Raw genomic sequence first — 17,464 nt, 5'->3', positions numbered from 1 at the left:
AGGACCCACCGAAAGGGCGGGCCCGGGAACCCGTGCGGGGGTCCCGGGCCCGCAGCGCCGTGCGATCAGGCGCGGACGATCGGCTCCTGGAGCTCGGTCACCCACCGCGCCTTGTCCTCCGGGCATTCCAGGTACAGCTCACGGGCGTACCCGGCGGAGGCGTAGCCGTTGGTGTCGATCCAGGTGGCGAGGGTCTGCGCGGTCGGCAGGATCTCGTCCATCGCCCCGCGGTGGACGACGGTCGCCGCCTCTTCGATGCCGGGCAGGACGAGCACCTGGACGCCCTCCGCGGCCGTGCCCTCGGGGACGGTCATGGCGGCGTGCACGAGGACGGAGCCGTCCCCCTCGCCCGCGTCCGTGTAGTACGCGATGCCCGGGCCGAAGCCGGTGACGCCCGCGGCCTCCAGGCGGCCGCACAGCTCCTCGTACAGCGGCCCGATGACCGGGGTGATGTCCTCGGGGCCGAAGCTCGCGGCGACCGCGCTCAGCTCGGCGACCCGGACGGCGGGAACCTTCTTGACGACGACGTCCTGCGTGGACATGTGTCCCTCGCTCTCGATGGCTCGGAGCCGCGCGCCGACCTGGGCGAGCCGTGCCCGCGCCGCCTCCAGGGCCGCTTCCAGCTCGGCCCGGCGCAGGCGCAGCATCCCGCGCAGCTCCTCCGCGCCGATCTCGTCCCGGAGGATCGCCCCCACCTGTTCGAGGGTGAAGCCGAGGTCCTTGAGCGCGATGACGCGGTTGAGCAGGGCGAGCTGGTCCGCCGAGTAGAAGCGGTAGCCGCTGTGCGGGTCGACGTGGGCCGGGCGCAGCAGTCCGATGGCGTCGTAGTGGCGCAGCATCCGGACCGACACCCGCCCGTGTCGGGCGAAGTCTCCGATGGTGAACATGACGCCCCCTACGGAACGGCCTCACACGGTGTGAGGGTCAAGCCCTTCCGGGTCAGGCGGCGCTGCTGAGCGAGAGCTTCGCCGCGAAGCCGAGGAAGAGGGCGCCGGCGGCGGAGGTCGCTCCGGCCGAGAGGCGCTTGCGGCGGCGGAAGGCCTCGGCGAGCCGGGTGCCGCCGAATATCAGGGTCGTCAGGTAGAGGAAGCTGCCGAGCTGGAGCAGGGTGCCGAGGACCAGGAAGGAGAGCGCCGGGTAGGCGTATCCGGGGTCGACGAACTGCACGAAGAAGGAGATCAGGAAGAGGATCGCCTTCGGGTTGAAGAGGCTGATGATCAGCGCCCGGCGGTAGGGGCGCTCGGACGACCCGGCGTCGGGCTCGGCGTCGGCCTCGGCGGCGGCCTCGTGCCGGGTGCGCCACATGGCGAGGGCGGCCCGCAGCATGCCGATCGCCATCCAGGTCAGATAGCCCGCGCCCGCGTACTTCACGATCATGAAGAGCAGCGGGGTGGTCTGGAGCAGCGAGGCGGCGCCGAGCGCGGCCAGCGTCATCAGGACCGCGTCGCCGGTGAACACCCCGGCTGCGGCCTTGTAGCCGGTCCGGGCGCCCTTGCGGGCGGCGACGGACAGCACGTACAGCGAGTTCGGCCCCGGGAGGAGGATGATGAGGACGAGCCCGGCGAGATAGGTCGGAAGATCGGTGACACCCAGCATGAAGCGGAGTGTCGCACACCGGTACGACACTCCGCTTTAAGTTTCAACGGGTGGAATGGGTCAGAACGCGTCGGTCGGGACGTAGGTGCCCCAGACCTCCCGGAGCGCGTTGCAGACCTCGCCGACCGTGGCCCGCGCCTTGAGGGCGTCCTTCATCGGGTACAGGACGTTGTCCGTGCCCTCGGCGGCCTTCTTCAGCTCGGCGAGCGCCGCCTCCACGGCCGACCGGTCGCGCTCGGACCGCAGCCTGGCCAGGCGCTCGGCCTGCTGGGCCTCGATGGCCGGGTCGACGCGGAGCGGCTCGTAGGGCTCCTCGACGTCGACGGTGTAGCGGTTGACGCCGACGACGACCCGCTCGCCGCTGTCGGTCTCCTGCGCGATCCGGTAGGCGGAGCGCTCGATCTCGTTCTTCTGGAAGCCGCGCTCGATCGCGCTGACCGCGCCGCCCATCTCCTCGACCCGGCCCATCAGCTCCAGGGCGGCGGCCTCGACGTCGTCGGTCATCTTCTCGACGACGTACGAGCCGGCGAAGGGGTCGACGGTGGCGGTGACGTCCGTCTCGTACGCCAGGACCTGCTGGGTGCGCAGGGCGAGGCGGGCGGACTTGTCCGTCGGCAGGGCGATGGCCTCGTCGAAGGAGTTGGTGTGCAGCGACTGCGTGCCGCCGAGGACGGCCGCGAGGCCCTGGACGGCGACGCGCACCAGGTTGACCTCGGGCTGCTGGGCGGTGAGCTGCACGCCGGCGGTCTGGGTGTGGAAGCGGAGCATCAGCGACTTCGGGTTCTTCGCGCCGAACTCCTCCTTCATCACCCGCGCCCAGATCCGGCGGGCCGCCCGGAACTTGGCGACCTCCTCCAGGATCGTCGTGCGGGCCACGAAGAAGAAGGAGAGGCGGGGCGCGAAGTCGTCGACGTCCATGCCGGCGGCGACGGCGGTGCGGACGTACTCGATGCCGTCGGCGAGGGTGAAGGCGATCTCCTGCGCGGGCGAGGCGCCGGCCTCGGCCATGTGGTAGCCGGAGATCGAGATGGTGTTCCACTTGGGGATCTCGGTCCGGCAGTACTTGAAGATGTCCGCGATCAGCCGCAGCGAGGGCTTCGGCGGGAAGATGTACGTGCCGCGGGCGATGTACTCCTTGAGGACGTCGTTCTGGATCGTGCCGGTCAGCCTGTCCGCCGGGACGCCCTGCTCCTCGCCGACGAGCTGGTAGAGGAGCAGCAGGAGGGCGCCGGGCGCGTTGATCGTCATCGACGTGGAGACCTTGTCCAGCGGGATCCCGTCGAACAGGACGCGCATGTCGTCGATCGAGTCGATGGCGACGCCGACCTTGCCGACCTCGCCGTGCGCGATGGGGGCGTCGGAGTCGTGGCCCATCTGGGTCGGCAGGTCGAAGGCGACCGACAGGCCCATGGTGCCGTTGGCGATGAGCTGCTTGTAGCGGGCGTTGGACTCGACGGCGGTGCCGAAGCCGGCGTACTGCCGCATGGTCCAGGGCCGCCCGGTGTACATCGAGGGGTACACGCCGCGCGTGAAGGGGTACGAGCCCGGCTCGCCCAGCTTCTCCGCGGGATCCCATCCGTCCAGGGCGTCCGGTCCGTAGACCGGCTCGATGGGCAGCCCCGACTCCGACTCGCGCGCCATGCGTTGTGCCTCCCGGTAGACCTGTGACTCAGCGGCAGCGACCCTCGCGACGGACTGTAGCGGCGGGGCGGAGGGCGGCGCGCTGGGACCTTCCTCACAAGGATGCGCGGTTCGCGCCACGGGTGCGCAACCGCACGCGCCTGGGAAGCATCCCTACGTACACACGACACACCTCGGGGGAGCAACGATGAAGCGGTCCACGTCGGTCATACGCAGAGTGGTGCTGGCAGCGGCGGCGGTGGCGCTCGCCGCAGGCTGTACGCCCGACGCGTCGGGTACGGGTCCGGGCACGCCGTCCGCGCCGTCCTCGGCCGCGCCCGGGACCACCGCCCCCGGCGCCACGCCCTCCTCCGCCCCGCCGGCCACGGACGACAAGCCGCCGTCCCCCTCGGCCTCCTCCCCCACCGGGAAGCCCGCGCCGAAGCCCCTGATGGGCGACGGGGACGAGAACGAGCAGGTGCGCGAGCTCCAGGCGCGGCTGCGTCAGCTCGACTTCTTCGACCGTGCACCCACCGGTTTCTACGGGACGATGACGGCGGGCGCGGTCAGGAAGTTCCAGGCGCGCCGGGGGCTGCCGGAGACGGGTTCCGTCGACGAGACGACCTGGCGGCAGCTGCTCGCCGTGACCCGGAAGCCGACCGCCGACGAGCTGAAGCCGTCGACGACGAACAAGCTGGACACCCCGGACCCGAGGTGCATGACCGGCCGGGTGCTGTGCATCAGCAAGGAGAGCCGGACCCTCGCCTGGATGATCGACGGCAAGGTCGTCTCGTCGATGGACGTCCGCTTCGGCTCGGAGAACACGCCGACCCGTGAGGGCCTCTTCAAGGTCGAGTGGAAGGCGAAGGACTGGACGTCGACGATCTACCACACGCCCATGCCGTACGCGATGTTCTTCAGCCGCGGCCAGGCCGTGCACTACTCGGCGGACTTCGCGGCCCGCGGCTACGCCGGGGCCTCGCACGGCTGCGTCAACGTCCGGGACCGGGTCAAGCTCTCGGCCCTCTTCGACCAGGTGAAGGTCGGCGACAAGGTCGTCGTCCACTGGTAGGGGCGACAGGAGAGGAAGGGGCGCGGGTGGGACCGGGGGAACGTGTCCCACCCGCGCCGGGTGCGCGGAGCCGTAGGTACGGGGGGAACCCCGGCTCTCTGCGCGGCCGATGACCAGTCGGCATTACGTACTGCGTCGGCGGGTCCAGAAGTGTTACACCGCGAGCGGGAGGCGTGCCTCGGCGGTGACGGTGACGGGCAGTGCGGCGGTGACTGCGAGCTGGGGCCGGGCGTCCGGAAGGCCGCTTCCGGCCTGGTTCCCGGTGTCGGCGCCGCGCTTGTCGCCGTTCCCGCCGCCGTTCGCGGACCCGCCGTCGGAGCCGTTGTCGGAGCCGTCCTTCGCGCCGCCGTCGGACCCGCCCTTCGAGCCGCCCTTGCGGTCCGCGTCGGAGGTGTCTTCGGAGTCGTCCTTGCCGTCGCCCTTGCCGCCGCCGCCGGACTCGGCCTGGCCGTCGTCCGCGGGCGTGCCGGCGGTGTCGCCGGAGAGGATCCGGTCGCAGTAGCGGCGCAGGGTCTCGCCGTTGCGCAGGGTGTTCGTGAGCTGCTGCCGGCCGGCGGCGTCGAGCTTGCCCGTCCGGTAGTCCCGGCAGGCCCTGAGGGCCTTCTCCCGGGCGTCCGCCGAACCGGTGCCGTCCGTGCCGACCTTGCCTCCGGCCGTCCTGCCAGGTGTCGGGGTGCCGGGACCCGAAGTGACCGTGCCGCGCCCGTCCGGGACGCGGGGGGTCGGGGCGTGGGACCCGGAGTCGGCCGAGGGGGACGAGCCGGGCGTGGGGTCGCCCGCGCCCGGTTCCGTCGGCGGCGTCTCGGGGTCCTGGCGTATTCCGGGCTCCTCGGAGACGCGGGGGTCCGTCGTCTCGGCCGCCGTGACGGAGCTGGCGGGCGACGGGCCGACCAGCGGCAGCACACCCGTGCCGGCGGCGACGGCGACGCCGCCGACCGTGACGGCGGCGACCGCGGCGGCGAGTCCGTACCGAACGGAACGTCCCCAGCGACGCGCGGGGGCGGTCACGGGCGCGAGCCGGACCCGGCCGAGGTCGCCGACGGCGGTGCGGCCGACGGACGCGGCGGGTGCGGACACGGCGGAGGCGGCGGCAGCCGCGGCGCGCTCGGCGGTGGCCTTGCGGAAGGCGGCGAGTGCCGCGGCCTCTCCCGGCAGTTCGGTGTGCGCGGCCGACGGGACGGCGGGGGTACGGGCCGTGCCGAGCGCCTCGGCGAGCCGCTCGGCCTGGGCGCGCACACGGTCGTCGAAGGCCTCGACCGGCTCACCGCGGAGCAGCCGCTCCGCGGCCTCCTGATCGAGCCACTGGTACCGCTCGTCGGCCATCACATGTCCTTCTGCGTACGCGGACGTGATTGCGTCACACCGCCGGGGGCCACGGACCCCGGTGTCCGGCCGCGTTGCGGAGGGACGCCGTCCAGGGGGACGACGGTTCCCGCGCCGTCCGCTCCGAGGAGTTCGGCGAGCTTCTTGAGACCCCGGTGCGCGGCGGTGCGCACGGCGCCGGGGCGTTTCCCCAGGGTGTCGGCGGCGCTCTTGGCGTCGAGGCCGACGACGACGCGCAGGACGACGGCCTCGGCCTGGTCCTGCGGGAGCTGGGCGATCAGGTGCATGGTGTCGCCCGTGGCGAGGGCCTCCAGGGCCTCGCCTGCCGTGTCCGAGTCGGCGGGCTTGTCGGCGAGTTCGGTCTCGTCGGCGCCCGTGGCGGGGCGCCGGCCGCGCATCCGGATGTGGTCGAGGGCGCGGTTGCGGGCGATCCGTGCCGCCCAGCCCCGGAAGCGGTCCGCGTCGCCGTCGAAGCGGTCGAGGTCACGGGCTATCTGGAGCCAGGCCTCGGAGGCGACGTCCTCGGCGTCCGCGTCGCCGACCAGTGTGCGTATGTAGCCGAGCAGCCGGGGTTGCACGGCGCGGTACACAGTACGGAAGGCGTCTTCGTCCCCGTCCTGCGCAGCGAGCACCGCGGCGGTCAGCTCCGCGTCGTCCCCCAGCACTCCCCAAACCCTGTTCGTCGGTGACGTGGCCGCGCCTTCGCGTGATCGCGGCTGGTCACCACCGCCACGCTGCCTCGCGCACCTGCACGCTACGTCGTGTCGCGGCGTCACGTCCACGCGGTCCGGGGTCTTTGTGCAACTTGCAACCTTCGGGTGGCCCGGGAGGGTGTGACAGAAACCGCACGACTGGCGCTGATAGGAATACGGAGCCGTGCTGCGGCTCCGTGGACGACGACCGGGGCCTCTCCTGTGGGGGGTGGCGGCCCCGGTCGTCTCCCATTTCCCCCTCTTCTCACTCTTTCTCGCGACCTTTCGCGCGCCCGGGGCGGATTACACCCTTCGAGTGTCAACCGCCCGTTGACAGTGGAGGGGTGTCAACCTAAGGTTGCCTCATGACGAATCCAGTCGGCCTGAATGTCCCTGTCCGTCTCGACGAGCTCATCGAAGCCATCAAGAAGGTCCACCCGGACGCCCTGGAGCAACTCTCCGGCGCGGTCATCGCGGCGGACCACCTCGGCGACGTCGCCGACCACCTCATCGGCCACTTCGTGGACCAGGCCCGGCGCTCCGGCGCCTCCTGGACCGACATCGGCCGCAGCATGGGCGTCACCCGCCAGGCGGCCCAGAAGCGCTTCGTCCCCAAGGAGCCGGACGCGGAGAAGATGGACCCCAACGCCGGGTTCAGCCGCTTCACCCCCCGGGCCCGGAACGTGGTCATGGCCGCCCAGAACGAGGCCACCGCCGCCCGGAACGCCGAGACCCTCCCCGCCCATCTGGCGCTCGGCCTGCTCGCCGAACCCGAGGGGCTCGCGGCGCACTGGATCACCTCGCGGGGCGTCACCCTCGACCAGGTCCGCGAGGCGGTCACGGCGACCCTGCCGCCGGCCGCCGACGAGGTGCCCGCGCTCGTCCCGTACGACGCGGCGGCGAAGAAGGTACTGGAGCTGACGTTCCGCGAGGCCCTGCGCCTCGGCCACAACTACGTCGGCACCGAGCACATCCTGCTGGCCCTCCTGGAGCACGAGGACGGGCGGGGCGTGCTGAGCGGGCTCGGCCTGGACAAGGCCACGGCGGAGCGGGAGATCGCCGAGACGATCGCCTCGGTCACGATCCAGCAGCCGGAGGCGTAGGTCCGACCCGGGGTTCCGTACGAAGCGAGGGGTGCCCCCTCGCTTCGTACGGCTCAGGCGGTGCGCGCCCGGCGCGAGACGACCGCGCGCAGTACCCGGCCGCCCTCGATGGACAGCTCGCGTGCCCGGCGCAGACCGGTCGGTCCGTGCGCGACGGCTTCCAGGACGGCCTGCTGGCGGCGGAGTTCGCCGGCGTGGAGCGGGCCGGCCTCGGTCGCGTCGTGCAGGCGGTGCACGGTGAGGGCCACCGCCGAGCACCGTTCGGCCCAGGCCCGCAGGGACTCCTCGGCCCACTCGGCGGGAACTCCGTCGAGCATCACCCGCACCATCGTGACGATCCCGCCCGCGTCCGCCTGCTCGCCGCCCGCGCCGGCCAGCTCGACCCGCGTCTTGCCGACGGCCTCGGCCCACGCCCCGCCGTCCCCGCGCGCCACCGCGGCCCACACCGGCCGCAGCACCTCGGAGCGCTCGGGAGCGAGCAGGGGCAGACAGCGGTCCAGGCACGCGAGCCCGGCGGCCGCGAGGCCCCGCGCGTCGGCGCGGTCGATCAGCTCCTGCAGGCTCGTGCTCGTCACGGACGTCATGGACGCCTCCTCGCCAACCGATGCGGACGCAGTACTTCCACTACTGCGCCGAGGGGCGCTTTTTCGTCACTGCGCGGCCGGAATCATGCCAGTGGCCTTGGCGTGCTGCATAGAGGTCAGACGCTGGACGACGAGGATCGCGAGGACGGCGGCGACGGCGTCCAGGACGTAGCCCGCGAGGGACCACCAGGTCGCCGTGGTCCAGGCTTCGATGGTCTCCGCGAACTTGTACTGCATCGTGGCGATCATCTCCGCCACGATGCCGATGTTCCAGCACGCCCACCAGCTGTTGAGCAGCGCCAGCTCCCGCTTGCCGTCGGCGGCGTACGGCTCCCGGCGGCTGGCCCGCCAGATGTCGGCGGCGATCACCTGCGGGATCCAGAAGTTGGCGATCGGGATGAACCAGCTGCCGATGGCCCATCCAGGCGTCCGGCTCTGCAGGTCGCGTGCCCATATCTCGGCGTTCTTCCGCAGTCGGTAGAACCAGATGATGAAGACGATCCCGGTCGCCCAGTACAGCAGGCGCGACAAGCTGTAGGCCACGTTCAGGTTGATCGGACCGAATGCGGCCGGGTCATAGAAGTCCGTCTCGTCGGCCGCCAGGTTACGGACGTCGATCAGGCCGAGCAGGACGTCGAAGACGATGTTGCCGGCCAGCAGTGCCACGACGGCCCACGCGAGGCCGATCGGGTTCTTGAGCGTGCGCATGTGGTGGTTCCCCCCAAGGAACGAACGGCGGCCACTCGGCCGCCGCCGGGGGAACGTACGCGATCCGGCTCGATCGCGTCCACGACGAAGACTCAGGTCACCTTCGCCGCGAGCGCCTTGAACTGCTCCCAGGTCAGCGACGGTTTCGCCGGGTCCCAGACCTTCTGCGCGAGGGCCGCGAGCGGCAGCCGGATGCCGTCCGCCACCTGTGCCGGCGTCTGGGCCCGCGACACGTCGCACCAGACCGCGAGGCGGCCGCCGAGGATCTGGGGGTCGTACCGCGCGGGCACGGGGGTGGAGCCGCGCAGGACGCGCGGGGTCCACTGCTCGTAGATGCGGCGGCCGGTGGGGTACGGGAAGTGGTTGGGCTGGCCGAGGATGTAGTAGAGGTAGTCGTCGTTGAGGTTGACCAGCTTGCGGCCCGCGCTCAGGTACGAGACGGGCTGCCGGGCGCCGATCTCCCTGCCCGTCCAGTACTCGACCTCGAGGTCCCCGGCCGGGCTCACCACCCCGCCCGTGAAGAAGCCGTCGTTCCACGCCTTGAGGGTCTTGCCGGTGGGCCGGACGACGGCCGCGCGGTCGTTGAGCCAGCCGGTGGCGAGGTCCTGGACGCGGCCGGAGGGCCCGTACTTCGCGACCGCGGCCCGCGCCAGCTTCGGGTAGCTCGCCTCGGGGTTCTTGGACATGAGGGCGACGTATTCGTCGCCGCCGAGGTGCCAGTACGCCCCCGGGAAGAGCTGCGTGTACTCGCGCAGCAGCTCGTCGACGATCTTCGCCGAGTCCGGGTTCGAGATGTCGACGGTCCCGCGCGGGGTCCGGCCGCTCGCGCTGACGAGCTGGAGCCCGGGGTGCGCGGCGATGACGGCGCCGAGGTGTCCCGGCGAGTCGATCTCGGGGATGACGGTGATGTGGCGGCTGGCCGCGAGGGCGAGGATCCGGCGGACCTCGGCCTTGGTGAGGTGCTCCGCCGACACGACCTCGGGGTGGCTGTCGGACTGGATCCGGAAGCCCTGGTCGTCGGAGAAGTGCAGTCCGAGCTGGTTGAGCTTGAGGTCGCCCATCTCGCGGACGCGGTCCTCGATCCAGGCGGCGGTGAAGTGCTTGCGGGCGATGTCGAGCATGAGTCCGCGCTGCGGTTTCGCGGGCCGGTCGGTGACGGTCCCCTCGGGCATCGCGCCGGTGGCCCTGACCGACTGCTTGAGGGTGCGGGTGCCGTAGAAGACGCCGGCCTCGTCGGGGCCGGCGATCCGGACGCGGCCGCCCGTGACCGTCAGGGTGTACGACTCGGGGGCGCCGCTCCCGCCCAGGGCCAGTTCGACGTCCCCGGGTCCGGCCGCGACGGCGCCGCGGTACGGGATGCCGAGCTCCCCGGCGAGCAGCTGCCCCTCGTCGGCGAGGCCCGCGCTGTTCGCGGCGAGGACGACCCCGCCGGTGGGCGCGGGTTTCCAGCCGGGTCCGCGGGCGGCCTCGTGGGCGCGGACGGCGGGGACGGTGCGCGGGGCGGTGGAGAGCGGGTAGTTCTTCGTGGGCGTCGGTGTCGGGGTGGGCGACGGGGCGCTCGTGGGCGCGGCGCTCGCGGACGCGCCCGTGGAGGACGGGCCGGCCGGACCTGACGGAGAACCGTTCGAGCAGGCCGCCACGGTGACCAGCGCCACCGCGGTCGCCAGGACGGCGGGGCCCCGGCGAGGCGCCCGTATGGAGTACCGCATCATTCGGAATCCTCCCGTACGAATGGCGGACCGGCCAATCGGGGGAACCCCGGGCCGGTCGGAACGCGTTCGTCCATCACGTGTTCCGAAACTCTCCCTTCCGGGTGAAATTCGCGCATCCGTCGGACACTTCCCCCGTCCCGTCGATAACGTTGCGTCACACCCACCCCTGCCCCTTCCTCCCGTCCCGGAGTCCACGCTGACCAGCGACACCCATGCCCCCTGCCGGAAGCCGGGCTCCACGGACACGCCTGCCATACCTGCCCAGCAGGCCCACTCCCGGCACCCGGGCGGTCTCCTCGGATTCAACGCGGCATCGCCGGCGGAGGCCGTGGCCCTGCTGCTCTCCTGCTGCCACAGCGCGCGCTGGGCCGAACGAGTGGCGGCGCACCGCCCGTACCCGACCGTGGACGCCCTGCTCGCCGCCGCCGACGAGGCCGGGTACGACCTGTCCCGGGCCGATCTCGACGAGGCCCTGGCCGCCGAGTCCTCCGCGCTGCCGCACCCGGACGCCCCGCCGGCCGCCCGGACCGCGCTGCGGGCCGCCCACGCCGCGTACGAGAGCAGCTTCGGGCACGCGTTCGTGATCAGCCTCGACGGAGTGCGCCCCGGAGAGCGTCTCGACCAGGTATTGGCAGGCATCCGGTCACGTCTCGGCAACGAAGCGGAGGAAGAGCGGGTGATCGCCGCCGACGAACTGAGGCGGCTCGCCCGCGCCCGGCTGGCCTTCCGGCTGGCCGAGGGGCTCACACCGCGACACTCCGCACCGTGAATCCGTCCGGAATACGGCGATTCCGGCCTGTGCGATAGTCCGTCCGTGCCTGTTTGATCACACCGATGGACCCCGCGCGAGCGAACCGACAAGTCGTCGCTACGATGACCGGGGCCGGTGGACCGTACCCGGCCGGGTCAGACCGACAGAGAAGCCGGCCGACCCTGATCCCCGCTCCCGGAGGGTTTTTCCGTGCCGGCTGGAACGCTGTACCGCGGCCGGGAAGGAATGTGGAGCTGGGTGGCTCATCGAGTCACCGGCGTCCTCATCTTCTTCTTCCTGTTCGTACACGTGCTGGACACCGCTCTCGTCCGCGTCTCCCCCGAGGCGTACGACGAGGTCGTCGCGACCTACAAGACGCCGATCGTCGCTCTTCTGGAGTACGGCCTCGTCGCAGCCATCCTCTTCCACGCGCTGAACGGCCTCCGGGTCATCGCCGTGGACTTCTGGTCCAAGGGCCCGCGCTACCAGAAGCAGATGCTCTGGACCGTCGTGGGCATCTGGGTCGTGCTGATGGCGGGCTCGCTGTACCCCGTCCTCGGCCACGCCGCACGTGAACTGTTCGGGAGCTGACGCCACTCATGTCTGCTGACACGACCTCCGCCGCGATCGGCCCCGTCGAGGGCGGCGCGCACTACGACGTGGACAACCCCGCGCCGTACATCGAGGCCCCCCGCAAGCGCACGGGCAAGACCCCGCGCGCGACCCGCGGCAACTTCGAGATGGCCGCATGGCTCTTCATGCGCCTCTCCGGTGTGGTCCTCGTCGTCCTGGTCCTCGGCCACCTGCTGATCCAGCTCTTCCTGGACGGCGGCGTCACCAAGGTCGGCTTCGCCTTCGTGGCCGGCCGCTGGGCGTCCCCGTTCTGGCAGGTCTGGGACCTGCTGATGCTCTGGCTCGCCATGCTGCACGGCGCCAACGGTCTCCGTACGGTCATCAACGACTACGCGGAGCGGGCGAACACGCGCCTGTGGCTCAAGGGCCTGCTGTACACCGCCACGGTGTTCACCATCCTTCTGGGCACGCTGGTGATCTTCACCTTCGACCCGAACATCCGCTAGGCACGGGGCTGAGGTAATCCACTCATGAAGATCCACAAGTACGACACCGTCATCGTCGGCGCCGGTGGCGCCGGCATGCGCGCCGCCATCGAGTCGACGAAGCGCAGCCGCACCGCCGTGCTGACGAAGCTCTACCCCACCCGCTCCCACACGGGCGCCGCGCAGGGCGGCATGGCCGCCGCGCTGGCGAACGTGGAGGAGGACAACTGGGAGTGGCACACCTTCGACACGGTCAAGGGCGGTGACTACCTGGTCGACCAGGACGCCGCCGAGATCCTGGCGAAGGAGGCCATCGACGCCGTCCTCGACCTGGAGAAGATGGGCCTGCCGTTCAACCGGACGCCCAACGGGACGATCGACCAGCGCCGCTTCGGCGGTCACTCCCGCAACCACGGCGAGGCCCCGGTCCGCCGGTCCTGCTACGCCGCGGACCGCACCGGCCACATGATCCTCCAGACGCTGTACCAGAACTGCGTCAAGGAGGGCGTGGAGTTCTTCAACGAGTTCTACGTCCTGGACCAGCTGATCACCGAGGTCGACGGTGTGAAGCACTCCGCGGGCGTCGTCGCCTACGAGCTGGCCACCGGCGAGATCCACATCTTCCAGGCCAAGGCCGTGATCTACGCGTCCGGCGGCACCGGCAAGTTCTTCAAGGTGACCTCCAACGCGCACACCCTGACCGGTGACGGCCAGGCCGCCTGCTACCGCCGCGGTCTGCCCCTGGAGGACATGGAGTTCTTCCAGTTCCACCCGACGGGCATCTGGCGCATGGGCATCCTGCTGACGGAGGGCGCCCGCGGTGAGGGCGGCATCCTCCGCAACAAGGACGGCGAGCGCTTCATGGAGAAGTACGCGCCGGTCATGAAGGACCTCGCGTCCCGTGACGTCGTCTCCCGCTCCATCTACACGGAGATCCGCGAGGGCCGCGGCTGCGGTCCCGAGGGCGACCACGTCTACCTGGACCTGACGCACCTCCCGCCGGAGCAGCTCGACGCCAAGCTCCCGGACATCACCGAGTTCGCCCGTACGTACCTCGGCATCGAGCCGTACACGGACCCGATCCCGATCCAGCCCACCGCGCACTACGCCATGGGCGGCATCCCGACGAACGTCGAGGGTGAGGTCCTCTCGGACAACACCACCGTCGTCCCGGGCCTGTACGCGGCCGGCGAGGTCGCCTGTGTCTCCGTGCACGGCGCCAACCGCCTCGGCACCAACTCGCTGCTCGACATCAACGTCTTCGGCAAGCGTTCCGGCATCGCCGCGGCCGAGTACTCCGCGAAGCACGACTACGTCGAGCTGCCGGAGAACCCGGAGGCGCTCGTCGTCGCGACGATCGAGAAGCTCCGCAACTCCACGGGTCACGAGCGGGTCGCCGACATCCGCCGTGAGCTCCAGGAGACGATGGACGCCAACGTGATGGTGTTCCGTACGGAGCAGACCATCAAGACGGCCGTCGAGAAGATCGCCGAGCTGCGCGAGCGCTACGAGAACGTGTCCATCCAGGACAAGGGCAAGCGCTTCAACACGGACCTCCTGGAGGCCATCGAGCTGGGCAACCTGCTCGAACTGGCCGAGGTCATGGCCGTCTCGGCCCTGGCGCGCAAGGAGTCCCGCGGCGGTCACTACCGCGAGGACTACCCGAACCGCGACGACGTCAACTTCATGCGCCACACCATGGCGTACCGCGAGGTCGGCGAGGACGGCTCCGAGACCGTCCGTCTCGACTACAAGCCGGTCGTCCAGACCCGCTACCAGCCGATGGAGCGTAAGTACTGATGGCTACCCCCGTACTGGACAAGGTCGAGGCGGAGTCCGCCGCCTCCCCGTACATCACGGTCACGATGCGGATCCGCCGCTTCAACCCCGAGGTGTCGGACGCCGCGGTCTGGGAGGACTTCCAGATCGAGATCGACCCGAAGGAGCGTGTGCTCGACGCCCTCCACAAGATCAAGTGGGACGTCGACGGCACGCTGACCTTCCGTCGCTCGTGCGCGCACGGCATCTGCGGCTCGGACGCGATGCGGATCAACGGCAAGAACAGGCTCGCCTGCAAGACGCTGATCAAGGACATCAACCCCGAGAAGCCGATCACGGTCGAGGCCATCAAGGGCCTGACGGTCCTGAAGGACCTGGTCGTGGACATGGAGCCGTTCTTCCAGGCGTACCGGGACGTCATGCCGTTCCTGGTCACCAAGGGGAACGAGCCGACGCGCGAGCGTCTGCAGTCCGCCGAGGACCGCGAGCGCTTCGACGACACCACCAAGTGCATCCTGTGCGCCGCGTGCACGTCGTCCTGCCCGGTCTTCTGGAACGACGGCCAGTACTTCGGTCCGGCCGCGATCGTCAACGCGCACCGCTTCATCTTCGACTCGCGTGACGAGGCGGGCGAGCAGCGCCTGGAGATCCTGAACGACAAGGACGGCGTGTGGCGCTGCCGCACGACGTTCAACTGCACGGACGCGTGCCCGCGTGGCATCGAGGTCACGAAGGCCATCCAGGAAGTGAAGCGCGCGCTCATCACCCGCCGTTTCTAGCCTTCTCGACGCGCCCCTCGCACCACTCGGCGCCGGGGGCGCCTCACGGCCACGCGGCGGAGCCGCATATGTCACTGCGGGCCGCTGCGGCGGCCTCCGACCGCCGGTGCGCGGCTGGGCCCCGTCTCCCTCTGGGGGACGGGGCCCTTCGCATGTCCAAGGGGCCACCGGGCGCACCAGAGGGTGCGCGCATGTGCCAGGATCTGGGGCAGCGTTGACGGGCAAGGAAGGACGGGGACTGATGAGCGAGCCGAACCCTTACGCGGACGGTGAGTACAAGTGGGGGCCGGGGCAGCAGGGCGGGGCGCCCGGGACGCCGGCGTACGGGTATCCGCAGGACGCGACGCCCGGGTACGGGTACCCGCAGTCGCCGCCGCCCTACCAGCCGACCCTGCCGGGCGGCGTGCCGGTGCCGCCGCAGCACGCTCCGGCCGGCATGGGGGCGCCGGTGCTGAGCCTCGGTGACATCACCGTGGTCGGCGACCAGATCATCACGCCGGCGGGCAACATGCCCCTCAAGGGCGCCGTGTGGAACGCGATGGACATGTCGCGGACCGAGGAGAAGATGCCCACCGTGGCGATCGTCCTCGCGGTCATCTTCTTCCTCTTCTGCCTGCTCGGCCTGCTGTTCCTGCTGATGAAGGAGAAGACCACGACCGGCTTCATCCAGGTCACGGTGACCAGCGGCGGCCGCCACCACGCGACGATGATCCCGGCGACCGGCCCGGACACCATCCACCACATCATGGGCCAGCTCAACTACGCGCGCTCGCTCAGCATGTGAGCCCCGGGGAGGCGACCCTCGGCCCGACGGCCGCCCACCCGGTTCAGGCGTGCCAGGACTGGGTGGGGCCGGCCGACTCCGCCTCGACCATGATCCGGCGCAGCATGCCGTTGAGCAGGTCGCGCTCCTCGGGGGTGAGGACGCCGAGGAGGCGGTACTCCTCGTGTCCGAGGACGTCCATCGCGCCCAGCCACGTCTCGCGGCCGGCTGCGGTGAGTTCGACGACGACCCGGCGGCGGTCGGTCGTGGACTGGGTGCGGCGGACGAAGCCGCGTTTCTCCAGGGCGTCGAGGCGGCCGGAGACGGAGGCGGGGGCCAGGTCGAGGTCCTGGGCGAGTTCGGAGGGGGCGGCGCTGCCGCCGCGCCCCGCGAGCTTGTGGAGGGTGTCGAACTCGTGGCGTTCCAGGTCGAAGTCGACGAGGGACTGCTCCCTGACCCGGCGCAGATGGACCGAGAGCTTCTTCATCCGGGTGACCGCGCCTTCGACGACGGGGTCGAGGCCGGGCAGCACGGGCTGCCAGCGGTCGACGTGGTCGTCGGTCCAGTCGCGCGGTGCGTGGGGGGCACGCGGTTCCTCGGGAAGCGCCATGGGGTGATCGTACGTCGGCGGGGCACTCCCCTCCCGAGAAGTATTTCGTTGACGAACTATTCGGAACCGAAATACTCTGCCTCCCATGCCCGCGACCCCGGTACGCACCGCCGCGCCCTCACCCGTCCCCCACCCCCTGCGCACCCGCTCCTTCCGCCTCCTCTTCACCGGCCGCGCCCTCTCCCTCCTGGGCGACGCCGCCATCCCCGCCGCCCTCGCCCTCGCCGTCCTGGAAGCCACCGGCTCCACCTCGGCACTCGCCCTGGTCCTCGGCTGCGCCATGGTCCCCAAGCTGCTCCTGCTGCCGCTGGGCGGCGTCGTCGGCGACCGCTTCGACGCGCGTACGGTCGCCCTCACCACGGACCTCGTACGCTGCGCCACCCAGCTCCTCGTCGGCCTCCAGCTGCTCGGCGGCGCCCCCAGCCTCGCCGTCCTCGCAGTCGCCGAGGCGCTCGGCGGCGCGGCCGGAGCCTTCGCGATGCCGACCGGCTCCCCGCTGGTGAAGGGCACGGTGCCGACGGAGTCGCTGCACCGGGCCAACGCGGCGATGGGCGTCGCCCAGAGCGCCACCCGCCTCGCCGGACCCGCCCTCGCCGGCACCCTCGTCCTGACCGTGGGCCCCGGCTGGGCGTTCGTCCTGGACGCGGCCACGTTCGCCGTCAGCGCCCTGCTCCTGACCGCCGTACGGGTGAAGCGGGTCCCGATCCCGCGCCGTTCGCTCCGCGCCGACCTCACCGAGGGCTGGCAGGAGGTCCGCTCCCGGGACTGGTACTGGACCAGCCTCATCGGCCACAGCGCCTGGAACGGCGCCGCCGCCGTCCTGATGACCCTCGGGCCCGCGATCGCCGTGCAGCGACTCGGCGGCGGCACCACCTGGGTCGTCCTCCTCCAGGTCGGCGCCGTCGGCTTCCTCCTCGGGGCGCTGCTCGCCGACCGGGCCCGCCCCCGGCGCCCGGTCCTGACCGCGAACCTCGGCCTCGCCACGTACGCGCTGCCGCTGGTCCTGCTCGCGCTCGCCGCGCCCGCGCCGCTGACGATCGCGGCGTACGGGCTCGCGCAGGCGGGGCTCGGCTTCCTCTCCCCCGTGTGGCAGACCGCCGTCCAGCGGGCCGTCCCGGAACACGCCCTGGCCCGCGTCACCTCGTACGACTGGCTGCTCTCCCTCGCCGCCATGCCCCTGGGCTACACCCTGGCCCCGCTCGCGGCCACCGCCTGGGGCCCCGAAGTGCCGCTCCTGGCCGCGGCGGTGGTGGTGGGCGGGTGCTGCGCGGGGACGGCGCTCGTGCCGGGGGTGAGGCGGTTCGGCTAGGGCTG

General features: G+C 71.4%; 18 protein-coding genes. 9 read left to right on the top strand and 9 right to left on the bottom strand.

Annotated elements, in window-relative coordinates; all coding sequences use genetic code 11:
• Nucleotides 1-65: 65 nt before the first annotated feature.
• The 3 genes from ACN9M0_RS22780 to ACN9M0_RS22770 are packed head-to-tail and all read right to left on the bottom strand — an operon-like array spanning nt 66 to nt 3,237.
• Nucleotides 66-887: a MerR family transcriptional regulator gene (locus ACN9M0_RS22780; protein WP_366040867.1), complete on the bottom strand. Its 822-nt coding sequence runs from the start codon at nt 885-887 to the stop codon at nt 66-68.
• A 52-nt stretch (nt 888-939) separates the two neighbouring features.
• On the bottom strand, nt 940-1,596 hold the full coding sequence (gene leuE / locus ACN9M0_RS22775) for a leucine efflux protein LeuE (RefSeq protein WP_426404110.1): 657 nt from the start codon (nt 1,594-1,596) through the stop codon (nt 940-942).
• Between the two features lie 60 nt (nt 1,597-1,656).
• Nucleotides 1,657-3,237: a methylmalonyl-CoA mutase gene (locus ACN9M0_RS22770; RefSeq protein WP_399695900.1), complete on the bottom strand. Its 1,581-nt coding sequence runs from the start codon at nt 3,235-3,237 to the stop codon at nt 1,657-1,659.
• Nucleotides 3,238-3,424: 187 nt separating this feature from the next.
• On the opposite strand from ACN9M0_RS22770, the gene ACN9M0_RS22765 reads away from it, so the two are divergent.
• Complete coding sequence (locus tag ACN9M0_RS22765; protein ID WP_366040864.1) at nt 3,425-4,288, top strand: L,D-transpeptidase family protein; 864 nt, start codon at nt 3,425-3,427, stop codon at nt 4,286-4,288.
• A gap of 153 nt (nt 4,289-4,441) precedes the next feature.
• On the opposite strand, the gene ACN9M0_RS22760 is transcribed toward ACN9M0_RS22765, so the two are convergent.
• Nucleotides 4,442-5,611 carry a hypothetical protein gene (locus ACN9M0_RS22760; RefSeq protein ID WP_426404109.1) on the bottom strand — a complete coding sequence of 390 codons (1,170 nt, stop codon included), beginning with the start codon at nt 5,609-5,611 and terminating at the stop codon, nt 4,442-4,444.
• Nucleotides 5,611-6,276: an RNA polymerase sigma factor gene (locus ACN9M0_RS22755; RefSeq protein WP_366040862.1), complete on the bottom strand. Its 666-nt coding sequence runs from the start codon at nt 6,274-6,276 to the stop codon at nt 5,611-5,613. The genes ACN9M0_RS22760 and ACN9M0_RS22755 overlap by 1 nt, the downstream gene beginning before the upstream one ends.
• A gap of 392 nt (nt 6,277-6,668) precedes the next feature.
• Between ACN9M0_RS22755 and ACN9M0_RS22750 the strand changes: the two genes are divergently transcribed.
• Entirely contained in the window at nt 6,669-7,406 is a 738-nt protein-coding gene (locus ACN9M0_RS22750) for a Clp protease N-terminal domain-containing protein (protein ID WP_366040861.1), read from the top strand.
• Between the two features lie 53 nt (nt 7,407-7,459).
• Here ACN9M0_RS22750 and ACN9M0_RS22745 read toward each other — a convergent pair whose 3' ends face one another.
• From ACN9M0_RS22745 to ACN9M0_RS22735, 3 genes are all read right to left on the bottom strand, one after another.
• Nucleotides 7,460-7,990: a hypothetical protein gene (locus ACN9M0_RS22745; RefSeq protein ID WP_366040860.1), complete on the bottom strand. Its 531-nt coding sequence runs from the start codon at nt 7,988-7,990 to the stop codon at nt 7,460-7,462.
• Between the two features lie 66 nt (nt 7,991-8,056).
• Nucleotides 8,057-8,698, bottom strand: a complete 642-nt coding sequence (locus ACN9M0_RS22740; RefSeq protein WP_426404108.1) for a DUF4328 domain-containing protein — start codon at nt 8,696-8,698, stop codon at nt 8,057-8,059.
• Between the two features lie 92 nt (nt 8,699-8,790).
• The gene (locus ACN9M0_RS22735) at nt 8,791-10,410 is read right to left on the bottom strand and encodes a beta-N-acetylhexosaminidase (RefSeq protein ID WP_426404107.1); all 1,620 of its coding nucleotides are present in this window, start codon (nt 10,408-10,410) and stop codon (nt 8,791-8,793) included.
• A 328-nt stretch (nt 10,411-10,738) separates the two neighbouring features.
• Here ACN9M0_RS22735 and ACN9M0_RS22730 point away from each other — a divergent pair, with 328 nt between their 5' ends.
• From ACN9M0_RS22730 to ACN9M0_RS22705, 6 genes are all read left to right on the top strand, one after another.
• Nucleotides 10,739-11,179 (top strand): 2-oxo-4-hydroxy-4-carboxy-5-ureidoimidazoline decarboxylase, encoded by a 441-nt coding sequence (locus ACN9M0_RS22730; RefSeq protein ID WP_366040857.1) that lies wholly within the window; start codon nt 10,739-10,741, stop codon nt 11,177-11,179.
• A 192-nt stretch (nt 11,180-11,371) separates the two neighbouring features.
• A complete protein-coding gene (gene sdhC, locus ACN9M0_RS22725) occupies nt 11,372-11,752 on the top strand; it encodes a succinate dehydrogenase, cytochrome b556 subunit (RefSeq protein ID WP_015035721.1) in 381 nt (126 codons plus the stop codon).
• Between the two features lie 8 nt (nt 11,753-11,760).
• Nucleotides 11,761-12,240, top strand: coding sequence for a succinate dehydrogenase hydrophobic membrane anchor subunit (locus tag ACN9M0_RS22720; RefSeq protein ID WP_366040856.1), 480 nt, complete (start codon nt 11,761-11,763; stop codon nt 12,238-12,240).
• A 24-nt stretch (nt 12,241-12,264) separates the two neighbouring features.
• Nucleotides 12,265-14,019, top strand: coding sequence for a succinate dehydrogenase flavoprotein subunit (sdhA, locus tag ACN9M0_RS22715; RefSeq protein ID WP_426404106.1), 1,755 nt, complete (start codon nt 12,265-12,267; stop codon nt 14,017-14,019).
• Nucleotides 14,019-14,777, top strand: a complete 759-nt coding sequence (locus ACN9M0_RS22710) for a succinate dehydrogenase iron-sulfur subunit (RefSeq protein WP_041130880.1) — start codon at nt 14,019-14,021, stop codon at nt 14,775-14,777. Before sdhA ends, ACN9M0_RS22710 begins: the two co-directional genes overlap by 1 nt.
• 241 nt (nt 14,778-15,018) lie before the next feature.
• Nucleotides 15,019-15,561 carry a hypothetical protein gene (locus tag ACN9M0_RS22705; RefSeq protein ID WP_366040855.1) on the top strand — a complete coding sequence of 181 codons (543 nt, stop codon included), beginning with the start codon at nt 15,019-15,021 and terminating at the stop codon, nt 15,559-15,561.
• 43 nt (nt 15,562-15,604) lie between these two features.
• Here ACN9M0_RS22705 and ACN9M0_RS22700 read toward each other — a convergent pair whose 3' ends face one another.
• Complete coding sequence (locus tag ACN9M0_RS22700) at nt 15,605-16,150, bottom strand: MarR family winged helix-turn-helix transcriptional regulator (protein ID WP_366040854.1); 546 nt, start codon at nt 16,148-16,150, stop codon at nt 15,605-15,607.
• 85 nt (nt 16,151-16,235) lie between these two features.
• Here ACN9M0_RS22700 and ACN9M0_RS22695 point away from each other — a divergent pair, with 85 nt between their 5' ends.
• Nucleotides 16,236-17,459 (top strand): MFS transporter, encoded by a 1,224-nt coding sequence (locus tag ACN9M0_RS22695; protein WP_399695898.1) that lies wholly within the window; start codon nt 16,236-16,238, stop codon nt 17,457-17,459.
• Nucleotides 17,460-17,464 lie beyond the last annotated feature (5 nt).

Origin of the sequence: Streptomyces sp. R-07 (genome assembly GCF_049913175.1) — a bacterium.
Taxonomy (GTDB): domain Bacteria; phylum Actinomycetota; class Actinomycetes; order Streptomycetales; family Streptomycetaceae; genus Streptomyces.
The sequence above is the reverse complement of the archived record's forward strand: the minus strand, read 5'-3'. Positions and strand labels throughout refer to the sequence as shown.

What these genes read in the sequence shown, in the direction of transcription:
- leuE (WP_426404110.1), bottom strand. Translation starts at nt 1,596, where the DNA reads ATGCTGGGTGTCACCGATCTTCCGACCTATCTCGCCGGGCTCGTCCTC.
- ACN9M0_RS22765 (WP_366040864.1), top strand. Translation starts at nt 3,425, where the DNA reads ATGAAGCGGTCCACGTCGGTCATACGCAGAGTGGTGCTGGCAGCGGCG.
- ACN9M0_RS22705 (WP_366040855.1), top strand. Translation starts at nt 15,019, where the DNA reads ATGAGCGAGCCGAACCCTTACGCGGACGGTGAGTACAAGTGGGGGCCG.
- ACN9M0_RS22750 (WP_366040861.1), top strand. Translation starts at nt 6,669, where the DNA reads ATGACGAATCCAGTCGGCCTGAATGTCCCTGTCCGTCTCGACGAGCTC.
- ACN9M0_RS22760 (WP_426404109.1), bottom strand. Translation starts at nt 5,611, where the DNA reads ATGGCCGACGAGCGGTACCAGTGGCTCGATCAGGAGGCCGCGGAGCGG.
- ACN9M0_RS22745 (WP_366040860.1), bottom strand. Translation starts at nt 7,990, where the DNA reads ATGACGTCCGTGACGAGCACGAGCCTGCAGGAGCTGATCGACCGCGCC.
- ACN9M0_RS22695 (WP_399695898.1), top strand. Translation starts at nt 16,236, where the DNA reads ATGCCCGCGACCCCGGTACGCACCGCCGCGCCCTCACCCGTCCCCCAC.
- ACN9M0_RS22770 (WP_399695900.1), bottom strand. Translation starts at nt 3,237, where the DNA reads ATGGCGCGCGAGTCGGAGTCGGGGCTGCCCATCGAGCCGGTCTACGGA.
- ACN9M0_RS22720 (WP_366040856.1), top strand. Translation starts at nt 11,761, where the DNA reads ATGTCTGCTGACACGACCTCCGCCGCGATCGGCCCCGTCGAGGGCGGC.
- ACN9M0_RS22780 (WP_366040867.1), bottom strand. Translation starts at nt 887, where the DNA reads ATGTTCACCATCGGAGACTTCGCCCGACACGGGCGGGTGTCGGTCCGG.
- ACN9M0_RS22735 (WP_426404107.1), bottom strand. Translation starts at nt 10,410, where the DNA reads ATGATGCGGTACTCCATACGGGCGCCTCGCCGGGGCCCCGCCGTCCTG.
- sdhA (WP_426404106.1), top strand. Translation starts at nt 12,265, where the DNA reads ATGAAGATCCACAAGTACGACACCGTCATCGTCGGCGCCGGTGGCGCC.
- ACN9M0_RS22700 (WP_366040854.1), bottom strand. Translation starts at nt 16,150, where the DNA reads ATGGCGCTTCCCGAGGAACCGCGTGCCCCCCACGCACCGCGCGACTGG.
- ACN9M0_RS22740 (WP_426404108.1), bottom strand. Translation starts at nt 8,698, where the DNA reads ATGCGCACGCTCAAGAACCCGATCGGCCTCGCGTGGGCCGTCGTGGCA.
- ACN9M0_RS22710 (WP_041130880.1), top strand. Translation starts at nt 14,019, where the DNA reads ATGGCTACCCCCGTACTGGACAAGGTCGAGGCGGAGTCCGCCGCCTCC.